The organism is Micromonospora sp. NPDC051227, assembly GCF_044455385.1.
In the GTDB taxonomy this organism is placed as follows: domain Bacteria; phylum Actinomycetota; class Actinomycetes; order Mycobacteriales; family Micromonosporaceae; genus Micromonospora.
Genome location: NZ_JBITET010000009.1, coordinates 70701 through 92697 on the forward strand (window position 1 = coordinate 70701; position 21997 = coordinate 92697).

Here is a 21997-nt window from a genome sequence, read left to right on the forward strand (position 1 = left end):
ACTTAGCCGCATGGCACAGTATTCGGCGCAGCTCGACGGCGTGTTCGTCGCCCTCGCTGACCCGACCCGGCGCTGGGTCATCCGCCGCCTCGGCCACGGTCCGACGAGCGTCGGTGACCTCGCTCGCGAGTTTCCGATGACCCTTCCCTCGTTCATGAAGCACGTGCAGACGCTCGAGTCGAACGGACTGATCCACACGACCAAGTCCGGCCGGGTGCGCACCTGCGTGCTCAACCGCGAGCGCCTCGCTGTCGTCGACGACTGGCTCGCGGAGCAGCGCCGGATCTGGGAAGAGCGCACGGATCGCCTGGAACGCCTCGTCACCGATGAGCAGGAGAACCAGCAATGAATCCCGACCTGGACCTGACCATGGCGCGGGTCATCCGCGCACCTCTCGCCGCCGTGTGGAGCGCCTGGACCGACCCGTCCCGTTTCGAGAAGTGGTGGATACCGGCGCCGGCCCTGTGCCGCGTCGACCGCTTGGACGTCCGGCCCGGTGGCGCACTCGTGACACGACTGAGCGAGGACGGGGTGGAGTTCGTCCCGCACCTCGACGCGTGCTTCCTCGTCGTCGACGATCTCGAACGGATCGTGTTCACCAACGTGATCGACAGCGCCTGGCGGCCCGCGCACCCAACCCCGGTTCCGATGACCGCGGAGATCACCATGAAGGATCATCCGGACGGCACTGACTATCAGATCATCGTCCGTCACGGTGATCCCGCCGCTCGTGACCTCCACGAGAAGATCGGCTTCGCCGACGGCTGGGGCTCGGTCACCGAGCAACTCGCCGAGCTCGCCGAGAGCCAGGGGACGCTGTGAAGATCGTCCTTACCGAGTTCGTCACTCTCGACGGCGTCAGCCAGGGGCCCGGCTCACCGACCGAGGACACGAGCGACGGCTTCACCCGAGGCGGCTGGCTCGTGCCCTACCTGGACGAGGTCTTCGTCCGCCGGACCTCTGACTGGTTGGGTCTCGCCGACGGTCTGCTGCTCGGACGGCGGACCTACGAGGCGTTCGCCCGCGACTGGCCGCAGATCACCGACCCGGACGATCCGTTCACCGAACGCATGAACTCACTACCGAAGTACGTGGTGACCAACACCCTCGCGGCAGGCAGTTGGCACCCGACGAGCGTGCTCCACGGCGACCCGATCCACACCGTCGGGGAGCTCAAGACTCAGCCAGGACGGGAGCTCCAGATCCACGGGAGCGCACGACTTGGCAAGGCTCTGTTGTCGGCCGGCCTCGTCGACACACTCCGGCTCGTCGTCGCCCCCGCCGTGGCCGGTTCCGGGCGGCGGCTGCTCGACCATCCGAGCGCATCCGTCGGCCTCCGACTGGTTCACTACGAGGCGACGGCGAAGGGCCTGCTCCTGCTCGAGTACGAGCATGTCGGCGCCGCCCCGGTGGCGGGTTACGAAGGCGCGACGGCCTTCGTCCAGTCACCCGCGCCACGGCACGGCCCGGCCACGGCCTGAATCTCGCGGTCAGGTCCCGCCCCGGCAGCGTGGAACCGGGCACCGGCCACGCGAAGGTGGCCGGTGCCCGGTGCCGTACATCGACGGTCAGGCCGGTTCGGCAACCGCTGCCGCGGCCCGCGCCGCTGCGGCGGCCGCCCGCTCGGCGGAATTGCCCAGCACGCAGAACTCGTTGCCCTCCGGGTCGGCGAGCACCACCCAACCACCACCGGTCGGGCCGACGTGGTCGGCGACGAGCGTCGCGCCGATGCCGAGCAGTCGCTCGACCTCCTCGGCCCGGGTCCGATCGGCGGGTTGCAGGTCCAGGTGCAGCCGGTTCTTCACCGTCTTGCCCTCGGGCACCGCGATGAACAGCACCTCCGGGCCACCCGGCGGCAGGAGCATCGCCTCCGGGTCGCCGGGGAAGTCGTCGGGCTGCCGTGGGCAGTCGAAGACCTGCGCCCAGAAGCCGGCGAGGGCGTACGTGTCCTGACAGTCGATGCTGATGTTGTGGATCGTCGAACTCATGCTTGGTCCTCCACAGTGGTGTCGACCCGCTCCCCGGCGCTGCGGAGCACGCAGAACTCGTTCCCCTCCGGGTCGGCGAGAACGGCCCAGCCCGTCCCGTCGGTGCGCCGCCGGTCGATGACCATGGTGGCCCCGAGGCCGAGTACCCGCTCGACCTCCTCGTCGCGGGTCCGGTCGACCGGTTCCAGGCAGATGTGGACCCGGTTCTTGGTCATCTTGTCCTCGGGCACCGCTTGGAAGAACATGTTCGGCGTGGCACCGTCCGGTGGCAGCAGGGCAGCTTCCGGGTCACCCGGAACGTCCTCCGGGAGCCGGCTGTAGCCGAGCACCGCCGACCAGAAGCCGGCCAGGGTGTACGTGTCGTGGCAGTCGAAACTGATGTTGCGGATCCGTAGATACACGGTGGTCTCTCCATCTTCGGATGGGGACGCGCTCCGCCGCCGGGGGTCAGCCTGCGAGGACCCGGGGTGCGGAGCCTTGACTGATGGACATCGACGCACCCCCTTTCACTCTCCGAGCTGACCCGGCGATCTTGCCATCGGCCGAGCGGGGCGCGCAACCCCGATCAGCCGGCGGCGGGAACCGTTCCGGGCACCGCCGGGGCGTCCGACGACGGCAGGGTTACCGTCACCTCCAGGCCACCGCCGGGCTGCGCGATCACCCGTACGGTGCCGCCGTGCGCCGTGCAGACCGCCCGGACGATGGACAGCCCCAAGCCGGAGCCACGGGCTCCGGTGCGTTCCCGGCCACCACGGCGGAACGGCTCGAACAGCCCTGGCACGTCGGCCTGGTCCACCTCGAAACCGGTGTTCCCCACCACCAGCCAGGACCGGTCACCGTCGGTGCCGGTACGCACCCAGAGCCGACCGTGCAGGTGGTTGTAGCGGACCGCGTTCTCGATCAGGTTTCCGGCCAGCCGGTCGAGCAGCCCCGGGTCACCGACGACCGGCGCGGACTCCAGCGACGTCTGCACCCGCAGGCCGATCCGTTCCACCTCGCGGCGCATCGCCGACAGTGCGTTGGCGGTGCCCGCCGCGAGGTCACACTCGGTACGCCGGCCCAGCTGCCGCCCGGCCTGCGCCTCGCTACGGGCCAGCACCAGCAGCGCGTCCACCAGGCCGTTGGCCCGCTCGGAGGCGTCGCGGACCACTGTCGCCATCCGTCGGTACTCGGCGGTGTCCGCGTCGTCGTCGCTGAGCGTAACGTCGATCTCCGTCCGCATCACGGCGAGCGGGGTACGCAGCTCGTGCGAGGCGTTCGCCACGAAACGCTTCTGGGCCTCGAAGGCGGACGCGATCCGGTCCAACATGGCGTCGAACGTCTTGGCCAGCTCGGCCACCTCGTCGTCGGCGCCCGAGTAACCGATCCGCTGATCCAGGGTCGCCTCACCGAGCCGCTGGGCGGTCGCCGTGACCTGGTGCAGTGGGCGCAGCGCCCGACCGGCCACCGCGTACGCGCCGGCCACTCCGACCACGCTGATCGCCAGCAGCGCGACCAGGCCCTTGGCCAGCAGCTCCCCGGAGGCGGCGTCGACCAACTGCCGCTGCCACTCGGCGGCGTCCATCTGCCGGCCGTCGGAGAGCAGCACCATCGTGCCGGGCACCAACTCGTCGGTGGGACGCAACGCGTCGCGGACCAGCAGCCACGCCAGCAACACCAGGATCGCTCCGGCCCCGATCAGCAGCACCCCGTTGAGCACTGTCAGCCGCAGCCGCAGGGTGGGTCGCAGCCGGCGGCTCATGCGCCTACCTCGGCGGTACGGTAGCCCGCCCCGACCACTGTCTCGATCAACGGCGGGTCACCGAGCTTCTTGCGCAGCGTCATCACGGTGACCCGGACGATGGTGGTGAACGGGTCGGTGTTCGCGTCCCAGACCCGTTCCAGCAACTCCTCGCTGGAGACCACCGCGCCGCGCGCCTTGAGCAGTTCGCAGAGCACCCCGAACTCCTTGTTGGTGAGGTCCACCGGCACCCCGGCGCGGGTGGCCACCCGGCGGGCCGGGTCGAGCACCAGGTCGGCCAGTTCGAGCACCGGCGGCGCGGCCGGGGTGGCCCGCCGGCCCAGCGCCTGCACCCGGGCGACCAGCTCGTCGAAGGCGAACGGTTTGGGCAGGTAGTCGTCCGCGCCGAGCTGCAACCCCTCCACCCGGTCGGCGACAGTGCCGCTGGCGGTGAGCATCAGCACCCGGGTCAACGCGCCGGAGGCCGCCAGGTCGGCGCAGATCTGGTCACCGTGCACACCCGGCAGGTCGCGGTCGAGCACCACCACGTCGTACCGGGTGACGAACGCCGCCTCGTGGCCGGCGTCGCCGTCGTACGCCACGTCGACCGCCATCCCCCGCTTGCGCAACCCCCGTGCGATCGCGTCGGCGAGGTTGCGCTCGTCCTCGACCACCAGTACCCGCATCCCGGCCTCCTCGCTGCTGACCACCGACAACCTAGTGCCGGCCGGCAACCATCGTCCCTCGCCGTCCGCGCCGGCCGGCGTTGCGGGCCACCGCGGCGTACGCGATGCTGGCCGGCGGCACCGAACGACGGACGGACTGGCATGACCACTGCGGCACCACCCACCCGGCGAGACATCGCCTACCGGGGTTTCCACCTGCCGGCCGACACGACCAGCGGCAGCGGCGACGGCCTGCTCGCCAGCGGCCAAGGGCTCACTCTCGACGGCGTCGCCCCGCAGGGCACCTGGACGTCGCCGCCGGTACCTGTCGGCTTCGCCGTCGCCGAGGTGGTGCCGTCCTGGACGGCCGACACCCCGGACGGCTGCTGGATCGATGTCGACCTGCGCGGCTGGCACGACGACGCACCCAGCACCGACTGGTACCGGCTGGCCCACTGGGCCGCCGGCGACCACACGGTACGGCGCACCTCGGTGCCCGGACAGCGCGACAGTGCCGCCCGGGTCGACACCGACACCCTGATCGTGACCGGAGCCACGGTCACCGGTTGGCAGGCGCGGGTGACAGTGTGCCGGCCCGCCGGCAGCCCGACCGGCCCGGTGCTGCGCAGCATCGGCGCGGTCGCCACCGGCCCCACGACGGCTCACCAGGGGTACGCGGGGAAGCCCGTCCCGTCCGCTGCCTGGGGCCGGGTGTTGGACGTGCCCCGCTACTCGCAGCGGCTGCACGCCGGCCAGTACCCGCAGTGGGGCGGTGGCGGGGACTCCTGGTGCAGCCCCACCTGCACCTCGATGGTGCTCGCCTACTGGGGCGCCGAGCCGACGCCGGACCGCTACGCCTGGGTGGAGCCGTCCGGCCCGCGTCCGGTGGTCGTACACGCCGCCCGGCACTGCTACGACCACGCGTACGCCGGGGCCGGCAACTGGCCGTTCAACACCGCGTACGCCGGTCTGCACGGGGTGGACGCGTTCGTCACCCGGCTGCGGTCGCTGGTCGAGGCGGAGGCGTTCGTCGCCGCCGGCATCCCTCTGATCGTCTCCGCCGCGTTCCGGGCCGACGAGGTGCCGGGGCTCGGGTACGACACCGGAGGGCACCTGATGGTGCTTGTCGGCTTCACCGCCGACGGCGACCCGGTGCTCAACGACCCGTACGCACCGGACGACGACGCGGTCCGTCGCACCGTGCCCCGACAGGGGTTCGAGGCGGTCTGGCAACGCGGCAGCGGCGGGGTGGCGTACGTGCTTCGACCCGCGTCGGTGCCGCTGCCCCCGCCGCCCACCCAGGCGAACTGGTGATCAGTCGGTCAGTCTCCAGAGCTGGTACGAGCCGGTCGTGGTGGCAATGCACACCAGGTAGTCGGTGACCGCCTGGCACCCTCCGGTGACATCGGGCAGCACGTCCACGACGTGCACCTTCCCGGCGGCGATGTCCAGCTCGCCGACGAGCACCCCTCCGTCGGGATGCCGGCGTATGCCGACCAGCCGGCCGCCGACACCGAGTTGGTACAGCTCCCACCGGCCCAGGTCGGCCAGCTGCCGGCCGGTCAGCGCATCGAGCACGACGTACTGCTCCGACGGACCGACACCGCTGAGGTTGGCCAACAGCCGGCCGTCGGCCGGCCAGGCCCACCCCCACTGGCTGCTGCGCCAGCGCACCTCGCCGGTCGCCGGGTCGAGCGCCTGTAGCTCGTTGTTGCCGGTGCGCAGACACAGGACGGGGCCACAGTCCAGCGCGAAGTCGATGTGCACCCTGGCGCGGGTCCAGCGGGGCTTGAGCTGGTCCAGCTCGTACGCGGTGACAGTGCCCGAGCCTCTGTCGATGGACAGCAGCAGGTCCTTGGTCAGGTCCAGTCCGATCCGACCGCCGTCGGGTGGGCGCAGGTCGGCGCGGGCCAGCACGGCACCAGTGATCGCGTCGCGTACCTCGACCGGCCCGTCCAACTGGTTGAGCACCACCCGGTCCACCCCGAGCCCGGTGTCCCGCACCCTCATGTCGGCGCTGAGGCCGGATTGCTCCCAGCGCACGGTGCCACAGCACGGATCCACAGCGCGCAAACTGGACGGTACGGTCTCGCCGCCGCTGCGCAGCAGCAGGTTGCCGTCGGTCAGCTTGGAGACGGTGCCCGGCTGCTGCCACCGGTACGCCCCGGTCGCCCGGTCCAGTGCGACGGTGAGTGTCTCCCGACCTTCCGGGCCGATCTCGTACCCGGTGGCCAGCAGCATCCCGGCCAGCGGAATCATCCCCCAGTACCGGGCCTCCGCCGGCAGCGGCGCCTGCCAGACGGGCTCGCCGCCGGGCAGCCGGTACGCGGCCAGCCGCGCCTGCCGCGCTTCGGTGCTGGCCGGCTCCATGACCAGGAGCAGGTCACCATCGATCATGACATCGGACCCGGGCCGGCCCGGCAGCGTCACCGGGGCCCGCCGGGGCGGTACGACGGCGGACGCGGCGAGCGTGACCAGCGCCAGCACCACTACCAGCGCGCAGCGCAGCGGGCGACCGTGGGCGCGAGGTGCGCGGGGCGTCGACTCCGGGTCCGGGTCGTCCCGCAGGTCGCCGAGGTCGATCACCGAGTCGGTCACCGCGTCAACCTCCAGAGAGCGGTAGTGCCGTCGAGGCGCTGGCAGAGCAGAATTGGCAGGGACGCCTGGCAACTGCCGGCGATGCCCGGCAGCACGTCGACGATCCGCGTTCGGCCGGCCACCAGGTCCAGTTCGGCGACGACCATCCGACCGTCGTCACCCCGCCGCACACCGACCAGCGGGTCGTCCGGCCGCAGCACCGGCAGCAGGCTCCACGTACCCATCTCGATGCGCACCTGTCCGGTCGCCGCGTCCCGCACCGTGTACCCCTGGCCGGGCCTGGCCATCAGTAGCCGACCGTACCGAACGTCGGCCAGGACGTCCTGGCCCGGTTCCGACCACCGCACCGAGCCGGTGGCCGGGTCGAGCACCTGGACGCCGCCGGTCTGCGGTACCGCGCAGAGTAGGCCACCGCATTCGAGCACATGCGACACCAGCGTCACCTCCGCCGTCCACAGTGGCTCCAACCCGGCCAGCCCGAAGCTCACCAGCCGGGTGCTGCCCGGCGGAACGAGCAGCAGCAGGTCGTCGACGATCTGCACCCGCTGGTACGCCGACCGGTCACCGGGCAGCGTGTCGATGCTGCGCAGCAGCTGGCCGGTGCCGGCGTCGTACACCTGCACCTCGCCGGTCGGTTGCAGGAGCACGAACCGGTCGACCTGCCCCTCGGGAGTGAGGTGGTAGGTGGGGCTGGCGGCCCGCGGGGTCGGCACCGACCAGAGCACCAGGCCGGTGTCGGGCTCAACCCCGCTCATCGCGCCCGACCCGTCCTCCCGGCCATTGGTCACCAGCAGGCCACCGCCGGGCGTCGGTTGGGGAGCACCGGGGTGCTGCCAGCGTTGCCGGCCCGTCGCGGTGTCGAAGGCGGTGGTCTGGAACAGCCGGTTGGGGGCGTTGACCGCCAACGCCAGCACCAGACCCCGTTCGACCCAGACGTCGAGGTAGTTACCGGTGCGGGCCAGCGGCGCCTGCCACCGCCGCCGCACCCCAGCGCCGGTCGGTCCCGGCTGGGCGTACGCGGTCAGGTACCGGTCCCCGTCGGGTGTCGGCGGATCGACAACGAAGACGCCGTCCCCGGCCAGGTACGCGGTGGCCGTCCGCGACGCCGGCACCACGCTCACCGTTCGCTGCGTTGGTGGCGCGGCACCGGCCAGCACCACCAGGCTGAGCAACAGCACAGTCGCGCTGTGCAGCGGGCGACCGACGGCGCGCGGGCGGCGAACCGGAGGTGCCGACGCGGGCTCGTCCCGGATCTCGCCCAGCTCGATGATCGACAAGGACCGTCCCTCCGTCACCAGGTAAGGCTGGCCGACGGGTGACCCGCCCGGCAAACCGACAGTCAGCGCACCGGCCCGGCAAAAGTGACGGAACCCCGCCTGTACGATGGCGCGTCGTGGCTGTGCCGGTGGTAGACCCTTCGCTGAATCCCGTGACCGACGCCGACCCGGCCGAGGCCGAGTCGACACGGCGGCCTCGACGCCGTCCGGCCCGAGCCGACCTGTTGGCCCTCGGAGCCTATGTGCTGCTGGGCGTGTTCGTCTGCCTCAACTACTGGGGTGACGTCGACGGCCGGGTCTCCTCGCACCTGCCCACCGATCACAGTTGGTTCGAGTGGCTGTTCGCGCACGGTGAGTACTCGGTGCGGCACCTGGAGAACCCGCTGTTCACGGCCCGGCAGAACGCCCCGGACGGGGTGAACATGATGGCCAACACCTCGCTGCTCGGGGTGACAGTGCCGCTGGCTCCGCTGACCATGCTGTTCGGCCCCCAGGTGATGTACGCGCTCTACCTGGGCGCGGCGCTGGCGGCCACCGCCGGCACCGGGTACTGGATGCTCTCCCGCCACCTGGTGCGCTCCCGGGCGGCGGCGTTCGTCGGCGGCGCGTTCCTCGGCTTCGCGCCGGGAATCATCCACCACGCCAACGGCCAACCGAACTTCGTTTCCAACTTCCTGCTCCCGCTGATCGTGGTGCGGGTGCTGACCCTGGGTGAGCCGGGCCGGTGGCGACGCAACGGGCTCGTGCTCGGTGCGCTGGTGGCGTACCAGATCTTCATCAACGAGGAGATGCTGCTGCTCACCGCGCTGGCCTGCCTGGTCATCGTGCTGGCGTACGCCGTGCAGCGGCCGCGGGCGACCCGGGCCGCCGCCGGCACCTTCCTGGCCGGGCTCGGCGTCGCCGGCGGGCTGGCCCTGGTGCTCACCGCGTACCCGATCTGGTTCCAGTTCAACGGCCCGCAGTCCTACCGGGGCCTGCAGGGCGGCGTGTTCCACAACTGGGGCGAGGACCTGGTCGCCTTCGTCACCTTCGCCCGGGACACCTGGGCCGGTGACCCGGCGGTAGAGAAGACGATCGGTCTGACCGAGCAGAACACCTGGTTCGGTTGGCCGCTGGTGCTGCTCTCGGTGGTGGCTCTGGTGCTGCTCGTACGCCGCTCGCTGGCCGCCCGGATCGCCGCGGTGCTCATCGTGGTGTTCAGCGTTGCCGCGATCGGGCCGTTCGTGCGGTTCAACGGTGTGGAGACCGGCGTGCGCGGCCCGTGGTCGTACGTGTCGGACGACTTGCCGCTGGTCGAGATGATGATGCCGACCCGGTTGACGCTGGTGGTCGCCGCCGCGGTGGGTGTGCTGCTCGCGTTGACCTGGGACGCCGCGCACCGCCAGGGGCGCCCGGTGGCCGACCGGCCGCGGGTGCCGGCCCAGCGCGCCGCCGAAGGGGCCCCGGCTGTGTCCCCCGAGCCCGCCAGGCCCGCCGAGCCGGTCGCGTCGCGCCGTCGGTGGCTGCGCCCGGTGGGGTACGCGGCGGTCGCCCTCGCCGTGCTGCCGCTCTTTCCCCGCCCGCTGCCCGCCCAGCAGATCGACCCACCGCCGCACTTCATCACCGCTGGCGGTTGGCGGCCGTACGTGCCGGCGGGTCGAACCCTGGTGCCGGTGCCGATCCCGAGCAACGTGCACGGTCTGCCGACGCTGCGCTGGAGTGCGCTGACCGGGCAGGAGTTCCCCGTTCCGGGCGGCTACTTCATCGGCCCGAACGAGCTGGGTGAGGGGGTCTTCGGTGCGCCGAACAGACCGACCAGCTCCCTCATCTACTCCACCATGGACAGCGGCACGGTTCCGGCGCTGACCGACGAGAACCGCCGCCAGGCCGTCGAGGACCTGCGGTTCTGGCGGGCGTCGGTGGTGGTGCTCGGGGCGCACCCCCGCGAGGCGGTGCTCCGTGAGCTGGTCACCGCCCTGCTGGGGCCACCGCAGCGGGTCGACGACGTCTGGGTGTGGGACGTGCGCGCCCTGGTGGGTTAGTCGGAAGACCGCGCCATCGGTCGGCTCAGCCGACGTGGTCCCGGACGTCCCACAACCATCCGCCGTCGACCGGTCGGCCCGGGCCGAGCAGGTCGTCGACGGTCCGGCGGACCGATTCACCGCGCTCCAGGTGCCCGAGTACGACCACCGCGGCACGCCAGTGCCGCAGGTCCTCGACAGCCTGGCGGCGGTCGACGTCGGTGAGCACCGGCACCACGCCGGTCTCGGCCACCTGCCGCAGCAGCACCGACGTGGGCCGGTCCGGCGCACCCCAGCGGGCCGCCGGGTCGTCCGGGCCGCTGGGGCCGATGAAGTAACCGCCCGGCGCGGCGAACCCCAGACCGGTACGGGCGGACCAGAGCATCACCGGGCTGCGCCCGGCACCGGTGACCGGAGGAACCGCGACCACCGTCCGGCCGGGCGGCACCAGCGGACGCCAGACACCGGTGGCGAGAAACGCCGGCACCGGCGCGACCGGCACCACCCGGATCGGCGTCGGAATCAGGGGCAGCAACGCGGCGGCGACCGCGCCGGCCCACAGCAGCCGCACCGGTAGGCCCGGTGCCACGTTCGGCCCCCGCGCGGCCCGGACCCGGTCCACTGACAGCGCCACCAGCACACCCAGCACCGGTACGCAGACCAGTGCGAACCGGGCCGGCACCGCGAGATCGAGCAACGGCAGCCCGCCGACCAGCCGGTACGGCCCCGGAATGCCGGTGGCCTCACCGTCCACCCGCAGCTCATCGCCGAGCGAGAGCAGGGCGAAGACCACGCCGCAGGCGGCCAGTGCCCGGACCAGCGGTCGTCGCCACTGCCAGATCACGATCACCACGGCGAGCACCAGCAGGCCCGGGCCGAAGAACGAGTTCTCCTCGGTCGGATTCGGCGAGAGCAGCCCCGGCAGCCAGTCGTCACCCAGCACGGTCTGCCGGGCCGACGCGGTGAACGAGGCGACGTCCAGTTGGAAACCCTGCGTGGCGAACGCCATCCCGGAGTAGTGCTGCGGGCCGTGGAACTGGAACCACAGCGGGTACGCCAGCGGCACCGCCGCCACGCCGGCCGCCACCGCGAGTCGGCCGAAGAGGGCCGGCGCCAGCCGCCGTGCGGCCACCCGGTCGGCGAGCGCGTAACCCAGCGCGAAGACGCCGGCCGCGAGCACCAGGAAGACCAGCACCTCCTCGCCGATGAAGACCTGCCAGACGAGCAGCAGCCCCAGGCCGACGCCGGGCCGCCAGACGCCGTGTCGCGTCGTCTCCGAGGCGGGCCGGAACACCAGGGCGAGGATCGCGGGCACCAGGAACTGGGCAGCGATGTGCAGGTGCGCGCCGGCCTGAGCGATCATGCCCGGGGCGAAACCACAGATCAGCCCACCCACCGCGGCCGGGGCCCGGGTGCCGACCAGCCGGCGACGCAGCAGCACGTACCAGGCGAAGGCGGTCCCGGCGAGGCAGCAGACGACCGCCACGCAGAACGCCACCTGCGAGCCGAAGAGCACTGTGATCGGGGTGAGCGGGACACCCAGGCCGAGCACCGAGGTGTTCGCCATCAGGTTGACCCCGTCTGGCGCGTTCAACCCGTTGCTGAAGAGCGGATTCTCCCCCTCCACCACGGCATGCGCCGCGTGGGCCAGCATCCACTCGAAGAGGATCTGGTCACCCGCCTGGTGGAACAGCTGCCACGGGCGACCCCACTGCCCGCTGGTCACCAGCACCGCGAGGCCCAGATAGCCGGCCACCACCAGCGCGTCCCGCAGCCAGGCCGGACGGGACGTGCCGCCCGTCGCCGGCAACGAGGTGTTCGGGGACGTCGTCCCGGTGGCCATCAGACCGAACGGTCGGTGAGCGTCCGGACGTCCCAGACCCAGACATCCAACTCCTGGCGGCCCGGGCCGACCAGCTCCTCGACCGTACGCCGCAGTGGCTCGGCGTTCTGCTGCCGCACCGGAAGCACCAGGATCGCCGCCCGCCAGTGCCGCAGTTCGTCGGTGAAGCGCCGACGCTGCCGGTCGTCCAGCTTGGGCGTACGGCCGGTGGTCGCCACCTCCTCAAGCATCTGACCCACCCCGCTGGGACGACCGCCGAACCGGCCCGCGTCACCGGTGTTGCCGTTGCGGGGCGCGAGGAAGTATCCGCCGGGGATCTTGAAGTCGAGGTTGGTGGCCGCCGCCCAGCGCATGCCGTGCGTGTTGCCCATGCTGGGCACCGGGATCGGCACCAGCGTCTGGTCCGGGCCGACGTACGCCCGCCACCGGTCCGCAGTGATGAAGTCCGGCACCGGCGGCCGGGAGACCATCCGCAGCGGCATCGGTGCGATCGGCAACAGCGCGAAGGCCAGGCCCGCGGCGGTCAGCACCCGGACGGTACGGCGGTCGGCCGGGCGTAGCGCCCAGGCCCGCTCGACGGCGAGCGCCAGCAGCAGGCCGATCACCACGCTGGTGATGAGCCCGAACCGGGTCGGCACCACCGCGTCCAGCAGCGGCAGGTGGACCAACCACTGCCACGGCCCGGTGATCAGCTCCCGGTCCCACCAGGAGACCCGCTCGCCGAGGGAGAGCACGGCGAAGAACACGCCGGTCACCGCGAGCGCCCGAACGATCAACTCCCGGCGCAGCCAGACCACGATGCCGATGGCCAGCATCGACAGGCTCCAGCCGAAGAAGGCGTTCTCCTCGGAGTAGTTCGGTGCCAGGTTGATGTTGGCTCGCTGGTTGCCGCCGAGGGTGGGCGAGCCCGGAGCGAAGAAGGCGGCGATGTCGTTGCCGTAGTCCTTCACCGCGTCGCTGAGCCCGTGGTAGGCCATCGGCCCGGCGAACTGCACGTAGAGCGGGTACGCCAGCAGCGACCCGGCCAGCAGCGCGCAGGTCACCACGCCGACGCCCAGGGGTCGCCACGCGGCCCGCCACCGGGCCGGTTCCTGGGCCAGCACCGCCAGCAGGAAGACGCCACAGGCCAGCGCCGTGAAGAGCAGGATCTCCTCGTTGATGAACGCCTGCGCTGTGACCAGCAGGGCGAGCAGCGCCCCGTCCCGAACAGGTCTTCCGGAGCGGGTGAGGACCAGCACCCGCCACACGATGAACGGCAGCAGGAACTGGCTGATGATGTTCGGGTGCCAGCTGGCGTGCGAGAGCATCGCGGGCGAGAACCCGCAGAACCAGCCGCCGACCGCCGCCGCGAGCGGGGTGCGCACCAGGTGGCGGGAGAGCATCAGGTACCAGGCCATGGCGGTGCCGGCGAGACCGAGCGTGACCAGCACCACGAAGGAGACCGCCGGGCCGAAGAGCAGCGTCACCGGGACCATCGGGATGCCCAGCGCCAGCACGGCCGTGTTGGCCATCAGGTTGACGCCGTCCGGGTAGTTGAACTGCTCGGTGTAGAACGGGTACTCGCCGTGCAGCACGACGCGTACCGAGTGGGCGAGGAAGAACTGCACCTGCGCCGGGTCGCCGGTGTAGAGCGAGGCCACCCGACCGGACGGGTCCAACCAGATCCGGCTGGTCACCCAGAGCGCGGCGAGCAGGAACAGCCCGCCCACCGCCAGGTGCTGCCGACGCCGAGTCCACCGACGCCACCGCGCCCGCGTCGGCACCGCCCTCTCGGCCGCTGCTCCGGGCTCGGCCCGCGTCACGGGGTCGGCCGGCGCTTCGGGCTCGGGCGGTGCTTCGGACTCGGCCGGCGCTTCGGGCTCGGCCGGCGCTCCGGGGCCGGCCGGCGCTGTGGTGGGGGCGGCCAGCGTGGGCGGGCCGGCGAAGAGGCCGGCCGGTGTGCGGTAGTTCACCAGCTCGGCGGAGTCGGCTGCCGCCTCCGGGTGCGGCGCGGGCAGGGCGCGGGACTCGGCAGGCGTCACAGTCGGCGGAGTCTACCGGAGCAACCAAAACGCCCTAAACCCCCGGTGGTGTCCATTGTGGTGGTTTGGATGCCGGCCAACTGAGGCGCCGCGTCGGACATCTCGTACTATGGCGCTTTCCGACAGCGACGGCGAGGCGATCGGGGGCGGGCCAGGTGACTCCAGGCCGTCGGTACGGCAGGGCGCTTCCCGTCCTGCTGAGCGCGCTGCTGGCCGGCACGGCCTGCGGTCCGGTAGCCGAACGGAAGCCGCAGGACCTCCGGGTCGGGTACGACAGCCTGGACGGCACCCTCGCCGTTTGGCCGCCCCGCGGCGACCTCTCCGGGGATTCCACGGCGACGGCGGCGGTCACCGCGGCGGTCCGGGGCTGGCGATCGCCGGCCGACGACCGCGCGCACCTGCCCTCGTCGGGAATCCTCTTCTCCGGTCGGGTCGACGGCGCCCCGGTGGCGCTGGTGGCCGCCGACGTGCCCGGCGAAAGCGCGTCCTGGTTGCTGCAACTGACCCGCGAGGGTGACCGGTACGCGGTGACCCGCGCCACCGAGTACACCGATCCGGGTTACCTCGTCTACTCCGACGTACTCCCGGTGCAGACGGCCGGTGGCCGGCGTTATCTGGTCTCGGCCCGGGTGCAGAGCCTCCTCGGGCCACAGGACCGGACGTTGACCATCGCGGACGGTCTCAGCGCACCGGTCGACGTGCCGTCCTGCACGGCCGTCGGCGTGACCGCGACCCTGCGAACCACTGAGTCGCTCCCCCGTGGGCGGGCCGCCGACCGGCTGCTCGACCTGGGCACCGGCACCGTCGACCCGCGCTACCCGTTGGTCCGCGACGAGTCCGGCACGGGCCGGCGGGCGCTCGCCGGCCTGGACACCTGCGTGCTGTCCGGCGATCGAGGCCCCTTCGGCAGCATCCCGCGCCGGATCGGGGACCGGGACGCCCCACGCTCGGTGCCGACGTCCTGGCCGATGGCGAAGCTCACCGTGCGCTCGCTCGGCGAAGTCGCCCTCGGCGGCGGCGAGCCGGCCGAGTTGCAGCAGCTCAGCTGGGACACCGACGCCGGCGCGATGACGGCGGTGATCTATCGACCGGCCGACGGGAGCGCGCCCGTCGCCTCACCCGCCGACCGGGCCACCCCGTTGCAGGCGTACCAACTGCCGGTGCCCGGTCAGCCGCTGGTGGTGCTGAGCTGGCGGGCCACCCGGGACAGCTCCCTGTCCGTCCCGCCGGGCACTCCCCTGCTGGTCGAGCGCCCCGGCCTCGCGGTCATCCCCACCCCGTCGCGCTCCCAGACCTACAGCCTCGCCAACACCGACAAAACCCACTACCGCTCAATCTCCCCCCGCTAGCCCCACCCCAACCCACCCTCACCCGCCCTCGCCCGCCCTCGCCCGCCCTCACCCGCCCTCACCCGCCCTCACCCGCGCGATCTTGCACTTTCTGCGCCGACAAATCGGCGCTCAAGACGCATTACGGCAACCGAAAGTGCAAGATCGGCGGAGACGAGGTAGGGCAGGGCGGGGCGAGGGCGGGGTGGGGCGAGGGCGGGGTGACGGGTTGGGGATGGACACAGACGGCGGGCGTCCCGAGGGACGCCCGCCGTTGTTCGTTCTCGTCAGTTCTGTGCGGCCGCGTCGCTGGGGGTGAGGCGGTCCGGGGTGGCGTCCAGGCCGGAGATCCAACCGGTGACGTTGCGGGCCACGTCCTGAGCGGTCAGACCCAGGTCGGCGAGGATCTGCGCGCGAGTGCCGTGCGGGTGCCAGTCAGCCGGCACACCCAGGTCCTTCAGCGGCACCCGGACGTCGGCGTCGCGCATCGCCTGGGCGAGCGCGTCGCCCACCCCACCGACCCGGACGCCGTCCTCGACGCTGACCACGAGCCGGTGGCGGGCGGCCAGGTCGACCAGCTCCGCCGGGACCGGACGCACCCAGCGGGGGTCGACGACGGTGACCCCGTAGCCCTGCTCGGCAACCCGGGCGGCCACCTCCATGCCCAACTGACCGAAGGAGCCGACGGCGACGAGCAGCACGTCAGTACGGGCGGACTCGGCCAGCACGTCGACCGGGCCGACCCGGCGCAGCGCCGGCAGGTCCGCGGCGACCGCACCGGTCGGGAACCGCACCACGGTCGGGCCGTTGTCGACGGCCAGCGCCTCGCGCAGCTCCTCGCGCAGGGTGGCGGCGTCGCGGGGGGCGGCGATCCGCAGCCCCGGCACCACCCCGAAGACCGACATGTCCCAGATGCCGTAGTGGCTGGGCCCGTCCGGGCCGGTGATGCCCGCCCGGTCCAGCACGAACGTCACCGGCAGCTTGTGCATCGCCACGTCCAGCAGGACCTGGTCGAAGGCGCGGTTGAGGAAGGTGGCGTAGACCGCGACCACCGGGTGCAGGCCACCGAGCGCCAACCCGGCCGCCGAGGTGGCCGCGTGCTGCTCGGCGATGCCCACGTCGTACACCCGCTCGGGGTACTTGCGGGCCAGCTTGGCGATGCCGGTCGGCTCGGCCATCGCGGCGGTGATGCCCACCACGTCCGGGCGCTCGTCGGCGACGGCCAGCAGCTCGTCGGCGAAGACGTGCGTCCACTTCACCGACGGGGCGGCCAGCAGCGCGCCGGTCTCCACGTCGAAGGCGCTGCCGGGGCCGTGCAGGCAGTCCGCCTCGTCCTCCTCGGCGGGACGGTAGCCGTAGCCCTTGCGGGTGACCGCGTGCACGATGACCGGACCGCCGAAGTTCTTGGCCGCGCGCAGCGCCGCCTCGACCGCCGTCACGTCGTGCCCGTCCACCGGGCCCACGTACTTGATGCCCAGGTCCTCGAACATGGCCTGCGGGGCAACCGCGTCCTTGATGCCCTTCTTGACCGCGTGCAGCACCTCGTACATCGGCTTGCCGACCAGCGGCGTGGAGCCGAGGGCGTCCTTGACGGTGTCGAGGACCTTCTCGTAGCCGGGGTTGAGCCGCAGCGAGGAGAGGTGGTCGGCCAGCCCGCCGATGGTCGGCGAGTAGGACCGGCCGTTGTCATTGACAACGATGACGAGGGAGTTGCCGGCGGTGGCGATGTTGTTCAGCGCCTCCCAGCACATGCCGCCGGTCAGCGCGCCGTCACCGACCACGGCCACGACGCTGCGTGCCTCGCCCCGGAGGGCGTACGCCTTGGCGAGGCCATCGGCGTAGGACAGCGCGGTGGAAGCGTGCGAGTTCTCGATGAGGTCGTGCTCGCTCTCCGCCTGGCTGGGGTAGCCGGAGAGGCCACCGCGCTGGCGGAGCTTGTCGAAGCCGGCCTGACGCCCGGTAAGGATCTTGTGTACGTACGCCTGGTGGCCGGTGTCGAACAGGAGCCGGTCCCGGGGGGAGTCGAAGACGCGATGCATGGCGAGCGTCAGCTCGACCACACCGAGGTTGGGCCCGACGTGCCCGCCGGTACGGGAGACCTTGGTGATCAGGAAATCCCGGATCTCGGCGGCGAGGACGTCCAGTTCCTCGCCGGACATCCGCTTGACGTCCTGCGGACCTCGAACCGTGCCCAGCAGCCGGCCGTGGTTGGCCGTGTCCTCTTCAACGCTCATGACCGGAGAGTCTATCGGCCGCCCGGTACTCCGCAGCCCGGCCCGAGCCCCGCGCACCCGGGCCGGGCGGGGAGTGGGCAGCTGAGCACCCGGTCAGGCGCCGACGCGAGGTGTGCTACCGCGCGGCCGGGGGAAGCAGCAGCCCGACCTGCTCGACGTGCTGCGTCATCGGGAAGAGGTCGAAGCCCCGGAGCGCCGCCAGCCGCCAACCGAGGTCGGCGAAGGTCCGCACGTCCCGGGCGAAGGCGGCCGGGTCACAGGCCACGTACGCGACCGCCCGCGGGCCGGCGGCGGCCAGCGCGCGAACCACCGGGGCACCGGCCCCGGAGCGCGGCGGGTCGAGTACGACCACGTCGACCGGGCCGGTGATCCGTCGGCGGGCCAGCGCGGTCTCCACCCGGGCCGACACCACCTCGACGCTGGGCAGGTCGGCGAGGTTCTCCCGGGCTGCTGCGACACCCTGCGCCGCCGCTTCGACCACTGTCACCCGGCCGGTCGCGCCGACCCGTGCGGCCAGCCCGGCGGCGAACAGCCCAGCGCCGCCGTAGAGGTCCCAGGCGACCTCGCCCGGCTGTGGGTCCAGCAACTCCAGCACCGCTGCGGAGAGGGCGTCTGCGGCAGCCGGGTGCACCTGCCAGAACGCGGACACGGGCAGCGTCCAGTCACGTCCGGCGGCGACCTCGCGGACCTCGGTCGGGCCACTGACCGGGGCGGGCACCCCATCGCGGATCTCCGTGACGGTCACGTCCCCGCCGGTGCTGGCGACGGTCTCCACCGCCTCGGCGGCCGGCCAGCGCGCACCGGTGGGGGTGAGCACCGGCAGCTGCTGGATGGCCGGGTGGGCGATCCGGCAGCGGTCGATCGGCACCACCTCGTGCGAGCGGTGCTTGAGCAGGCCGGCCCGGTCGGCGGCGTCGACCGCGTAACGGACCCGGGAGCGCCAGCCGAGCAGCCCACCGGGCAACGCCTCGACCCGGACGCCGAGCCGGTCCAGCTCGACGTCGGTCAGCCCACCGAGGCGGACCAACTGCTCGCGGACCACGGCGGTCTTCCAGGCCAGCTGCGCCGCCGGTGCGACGTGCTGCAGGTCGCAGCCCCCGCAGGCACCCGGCTTCGCGTACGGGCAGGGCGGCTCGACCCGGTCCGGTGAGGGTTCCAGCACGGTCACCGCGTCGGCCCGGACGAACCCCCGGTGCACCTCGGTGACCTCGGCGATGACCCGTTCACCGGGCAGCGCGTGTCGAACGAAGACCACCTGCCCGTCCACCCGGGCGACACAGTGTCCGCCGGGGGCGACGGCGTCGACGGTCAGCTCGACCCGGTCCGTCTCGGCCAGCCCCCCCTCGAACGCCGATGAGGCCGACGCCGACGGCATCCTGGGTGTCGCGGTCCGCGGACCGCCCGGCTCAGTCACGACTGTTCCCCATCGTTGCGCTGTTCTCGGGTCCGCCCTCGCCGGGCGGCGTGGCGGCCACCGGCGGCGTGGCGACCAGTGGTGGCACGGCGCTGCGTGGCCCGCGCGCCGGTGTCCGGGACAGCGTGGCGTCCAGCCGGTCCAGGTTCTTGCTCTCTGTCGACGCGAGCTGCCACGGCACGCTGACCACCATCACCCCCGGTTCGAAGAGCAGCCGGCCCTTGAGGCGCAGGGCGCTCTGGTTGTGCAGCAGGTTCTCCCACCAACGGCCGACCACGTACTCCGGGATGAACACGGTGACCACGTCCCGGGGCGACTTGCGGCGGGTGGAGGCGACGAAGTCCAGGATCGGGCGGGTGATCTCCCGGTACGGCGAGTCGACCACGGTCAGCGGGATCGCCATCTCCCGTCGCTCCCAGTCGGCCTGCAGGTCCCGGGTGTCCTTCTCGTCCACGTTGACGGTCACCGCGGTGAGCGTGTCCGGCCGGGTGGCGCGGGCGTAGGCGATGGCCCGCAGCGTCGGCTGGTGCAGCTTGCTGACCAGCACGATCGCGTGGTTGCGGGCGGGCAGCACGGCCCGGCCCTCGTCCGGCGGGGTCAGCTCGACGGCGATCCGGTCGTAGTGCCGGCGGATCGCCAGCATCAGCGCGTAGATCACCGCCATCGCGGCGATCGCGATCCAGGCGCCGAGCAGGAACTTGGTGATCAGGACGATCACCAGCACCGTGCCGGTCAGGCCCATGCCGAACGTGTTGATCGCCCGGGAGCGGACCATCCTCCGGCGTGCCTCCGGGTCCCGCTCGGTGCGCAGGTGCCGGTTCCAGTGCCGGATCATGCCGGCCTGGGAGACGGTGAACGAGACGAAGACCCCGACGATGTAGAGCTGGATCAGCTTCGTCACCTCGGCCTGGAAGCCGACGATCAGCACGATCGCGAAGAGGGCGAGGAAGGTGATGCCGTTGGAGAAGGCCAGCCGGTCGCCCCGGGTGTGGAACTGGCGGGGCAGGTAGCGGTCCTGGGCCAGGATCGAGCCGAGCACCGGGAAACCGTTGAACGCGGTGTTCGCTGCCAGGAACAGGATCAGTGCGGTCACCCCGGCCAGCACGTAGAGCAGGATCGACCCGGAACCGAAGACCGTCTCCCCGAGCTGGGTGGTGACCGTCTTCTGCACGTACCCCTCGGGGCCGGAGACGATCTGGAGATTCGGATCCTCGACGAACTGCAGGTGGGTCAGCCGGGCCAGCCAGATGATCCCGACCAGCATGCTCACCGAGATGGTGCCGAGCAGCAGCAGGGTGGTGGCGGCGTTGCGGCTCTTCGGCGCCTTGAACGCCGGCACCCCGTTGGAGATCGCCTCCACGCCGGTGAGCGCGGCGGCGCCCGAGCTGAACGTCCGCAGCAGCAGGAAGATGAGCGCGAAACCGGTCACGCTGTGCTCGGCCTGGATCACCAGGTCGGCGCTCGGCGCGCGCAGCTCGTCGCCCAGCACGAAGACCCGGAACAGCCCGGTGAGCAGCATCCCGAGCATCACGATCACGAAGCCGTAGGTGGGGATGGCGAACGCTGTGCCCGACTCGCGCAGCCCGCGCAGGTTGACCGCGGTGAGCAGGACCACCGCGCTCACCGCGATCAGAACCTTGTGGGTGGCCACGAACGGCACCACGGAGCCCAGGTTGGCCACCCCGGAGGAGACCGACACCGCCACCGTGAGCACGTAGTCGACCAGCAACGCGCTGGCCACCCCGACACCGAACTTCGGCCCCAGGTTGACAGTGGCCACCTCGTAGTCACCACCACCGGACGGATAGGCGTGCACGTTCTGCCGGTAGCTCGCCACCACGGTGAGCATGACCACGACCACGGCCAGCGCGATCCACGGCGAGAAGAAGTACGCGGACGCACCGGCGATGGAGAGGGTAAGCAGGATCTCGTCGGGCGCGTACGCGACGCTGGACAGCGCGTCGGAGGCGAATACGGGCAGCGCGATGCGCTTCGGCAGGAGGGTGTGCTGGAGCCGGTCGGACCGGAACGGTCGACCGAGAAGAAGCCGCTTCAGCAGCGAGGTGGGACTGGCCACGAACGCCAAGAGTACGACCACCACGGCGGGGGCGCGGGGGTGGGCGATCACCGCTGCTCGCGACGGCGGGGTACGGTCGGTCCCCGCTCGCGACCGGGACGTGGCAGGCTCGCACTCGAAGGCCACCGGCAGCGGAAGTGGTACGCACCTTGGGAGGGACAGCGTGCACGTCGTGATCATGGGATGTGGTCGGGTCGGGTCGACCCTCGCCCACAGCCTGGAGTCCCGAGGGCACTCGGTGGCGGTGATCGACCAGGACGCCGACGCCTTCCGCCGGCTCGGCCCCGACTTCGCCGGGATCACGGTGACCGGGGCCGGTTTTGACGGCGAGGTGCTCCGGCAGGCCGGCATCGAGCGCGCGGACGCCTTCGCGGCGGTGTCGAGCGGCGACAACTCCAACATCATCTCGGCCCGGCTGGCCCGCGAGACGTTCGGCGTGTCCCGGGTCGCCGCCCGCATCTACGACCAGCGCCGGGCGCAGGTCTACGAGCGGCTGGGCATTCCCACCGTGGCGACCGTGCGGTGGACGGCGGACCGGATGCTGCGACACCTGGTGCCGGAGGGCAACGTGGAGATCTTCCGCGACCCGACGAGCACGGTGTCGATCGTCGAGGTGCCCGTCCACAAGGACTGGATCGGCCGACCGGTGCGGACGCTGGAGGACGCGACCGGGGCGCGGGTGGCCTACCTGATCCGCTTCGGCATCGGCACGCTGCCCACCGGCTCCACCGTCATGCAGGAGGGCGACCAGGTGTTCATGCTGGTCAGCGATGACATCGTGGCGACGGTCACGTCGGTGGCGGCGACGCCGCCGGAAGGAGGGCACTGAGCC

At 72.0% G+C, this 21997-nt stretch carries 18 protein-coding genes; 7 read left to right on the forward strand and 11 right to left on the reverse strand.

Annotation, left to right across the window (positions count from 1 at the left end; all coding sequences use genetic code 11):
• The first annotated feature begins 10 nt into the window (after positions 1–10).
• Genes ACIA47_RS21890 through ACIA47_RS21900 form a run of 3 tightly spaced genes read left to right on the forward strand, consistent with a single transcriptional unit; the run spans position 11 to position 1481 of the window.
• A complete protein-coding gene (locus tag ACIA47_RS21890) occupies positions 11–349 on the forward strand; it encodes a helix-turn-helix transcriptional regulator (RefSeq protein ID WP_091400640.1) in 339 nt (112 codons plus the stop codon).
• A complete protein-coding gene (locus tag ACIA47_RS21895) occupies positions 346–822 on the forward strand; it encodes an SRPBCC domain-containing protein (RefSeq protein ID WP_203124750.1) in 477 nt (158 codons plus the stop codon). The genes ACIA47_RS21890 and ACIA47_RS21895 overlap by 4 nt, the downstream gene beginning before the upstream one ends.
• Complete coding sequence (locus ACIA47_RS21900) at positions 819–1481, forward strand: dihydrofolate reductase family protein (protein ID WP_203124752.1); 663 nt, start codon at positions 819–821, stop codon at positions 1479–1481. The genes ACIA47_RS21895 and ACIA47_RS21900 overlap by 4 nt, the downstream gene beginning before the upstream one ends.
• An 87-nt stretch (positions 1482–1568) precedes the next feature.
• Here ACIA47_RS21900 and ACIA47_RS21905 read toward each other — a convergent pair whose 3' ends face one another.
• From ACIA47_RS21905 to ACIA47_RS21920, 4 genes are all read right to left on the reverse strand, one after another.
• On the reverse strand, positions 1569–1988 hold the full coding sequence (locus ACIA47_RS21905; RefSeq protein ID WP_203124754.1) for a VOC family protein: 420 nt from the start codon (positions 1986–1988) through the stop codon (positions 1569–1571).
• Positions 1985–2389, reverse strand: a complete 405-nt coding sequence (locus tag ACIA47_RS21910; protein ID WP_396710236.1) for a VOC family protein — start codon at positions 2387–2389, stop codon at positions 1985–1987. The genes ACIA47_RS21905 and ACIA47_RS21910 overlap by 4 nt, the downstream gene beginning before the upstream one ends.
• 164 nt (positions 2390–2553) lie before the next feature.
• Positions 2554–3729 carry a sensor histidine kinase gene (locus ACIA47_RS21915; protein WP_396710238.1) on the reverse strand — a complete coding sequence of 392 codons (1176 nt, stop codon included), beginning with the start codon at positions 3727–3729 and terminating at the stop codon, positions 2554–2556.
• Positions 3726–4394 carry a response regulator transcription factor gene (locus ACIA47_RS21920; RefSeq protein ID WP_112586810.1) on the reverse strand — a complete coding sequence of 223 codons (669 nt, stop codon included), beginning with the start codon at positions 4392–4394 and terminating at the stop codon, positions 3726–3728. The genes ACIA47_RS21915 and ACIA47_RS21920 overlap by 4 nt, the downstream gene beginning before the upstream one ends.
• Positions 4395–4535: 141 nt before the next feature.
• Here ACIA47_RS21920 and ACIA47_RS21925 point away from each other — a divergent pair, with 141 nt between their 5' ends.
• Positions 4536–5687, forward strand: a complete 1152-nt coding sequence (locus ACIA47_RS21925) for a peptidase C39 family protein (protein ID WP_396710240.1) — start codon at positions 4536–4538, stop codon at positions 5685–5687.
• Here the strand turns inward: ACIA47_RS21925 and ACIA47_RS21930 are convergent, their stop codons facing one another.
• Together ACIA47_RS21930 and ACIA47_RS21935 are read right to left on the reverse strand one after the other, a co-directional pair.
• Complete coding sequence (locus ACIA47_RS21930) at positions 5688–6971, reverse strand: PQQ-binding-like beta-propeller repeat protein (RefSeq protein WP_396710242.1); 1284 nt, start codon at positions 6969–6971, stop codon at positions 5688–5690. It abuts the gene before it with no gap.
• Positions 6968–8266, reverse strand: coding sequence for a PQQ-binding-like beta-propeller repeat protein (locus ACIA47_RS21935; protein ID WP_396710244.1), 1299 nt, complete (start codon positions 8264–8266; stop codon positions 6968–6970). Before ACIA47_RS21935 ends, ACIA47_RS21930 begins: the two co-directional genes overlap by 4 nt.
• Positions 8267–8391: 125 nt before the next feature.
• Between ACIA47_RS21935 and ACIA47_RS21940 the strand changes: the two genes are divergently transcribed.
• On the forward strand, positions 8392–10269 hold the full coding sequence (locus tag ACIA47_RS21940) for a hypothetical protein (protein WP_396710484.1): 1878 nt from the start codon (positions 8392–8394) through the stop codon (positions 10267–10269).
• Positions 10270–10294: 25 nt separating this feature from the next.
• Here ACIA47_RS21940 and ACIA47_RS21945 read toward each other — a convergent pair whose 3' ends face one another.
• Positions 10295–12091: a hypothetical protein gene (locus ACIA47_RS21945; protein WP_396710246.1), complete on the reverse strand. Its 1797-nt coding sequence runs from the start codon at positions 12089–12091 to the stop codon at positions 10295–10297.
• Positions 12091–13893: a hypothetical protein gene (locus ACIA47_RS21950; RefSeq protein WP_396710486.1), complete on the reverse strand. Its 1803-nt coding sequence runs from the start codon at positions 13891–13893 to the stop codon at positions 12091–12093. The genes ACIA47_RS21945 and ACIA47_RS21950 overlap by 1 nt, the downstream gene beginning before the upstream one ends.
• 374 nt (positions 13894–14267) lie before the next feature.
• Between ACIA47_RS21950 and ACIA47_RS21955 the strand changes: the two genes are divergently transcribed.
• On the forward strand, positions 14268–15461 hold the full coding sequence (locus ACIA47_RS21955; RefSeq protein ID WP_396710248.1) for a hypothetical protein: 1194 nt from the start codon (positions 14268–14270) through the stop codon (positions 15459–15461).
• A gap of 266 nt (positions 15462–15727) precedes the next feature.
• On the opposite strand, the gene dxs is transcribed toward ACIA47_RS21955, so the two are convergent.
• The 3 genes from dxs to ACIA47_RS21970 form a co-directional block, all read right to left on the reverse strand.
• Positions 15728–17674 (reverse strand): 1-deoxy-D-xylulose-5-phosphate synthase, encoded by a 1947-nt coding sequence (dxs, locus tag ACIA47_RS21960; protein WP_396710250.1) that lies wholly within the window; start codon positions 17672–17674, stop codon positions 15728–15730.
• 115 nt (positions 17675–17789) lie between these two features.
• On the reverse strand, positions 17790–19049 hold the full coding sequence (locus tag ACIA47_RS21965; protein WP_396710488.1) for a class I SAM-dependent RNA methyltransferase: 1260 nt from the start codon (positions 19047–19049) through the stop codon (positions 17790–17792).
• Positions 19050–19080: 31 nt separating this feature from the next.
• Complete coding sequence (locus ACIA47_RS21970) at positions 19081–21165, reverse strand: APC family permease (protein ID WP_396710252.1); 2085 nt, start codon at positions 21163–21165, stop codon at positions 19081–19083.
• Positions 21166–21328: 163 nt separating this feature from the next.
• On the opposite strand from ACIA47_RS21970, the gene ACIA47_RS21975 reads away from it, so the two are divergent.
• Positions 21329–21994: a TrkA family potassium uptake protein gene (locus tag ACIA47_RS21975; protein WP_112586756.1), complete on the forward strand. Its 666-nt coding sequence runs from the start codon at positions 21329–21331 to the stop codon at positions 21992–21994.
• The last annotated feature ends 3 nt before the right edge of the window (positions 21995–21997 follow it).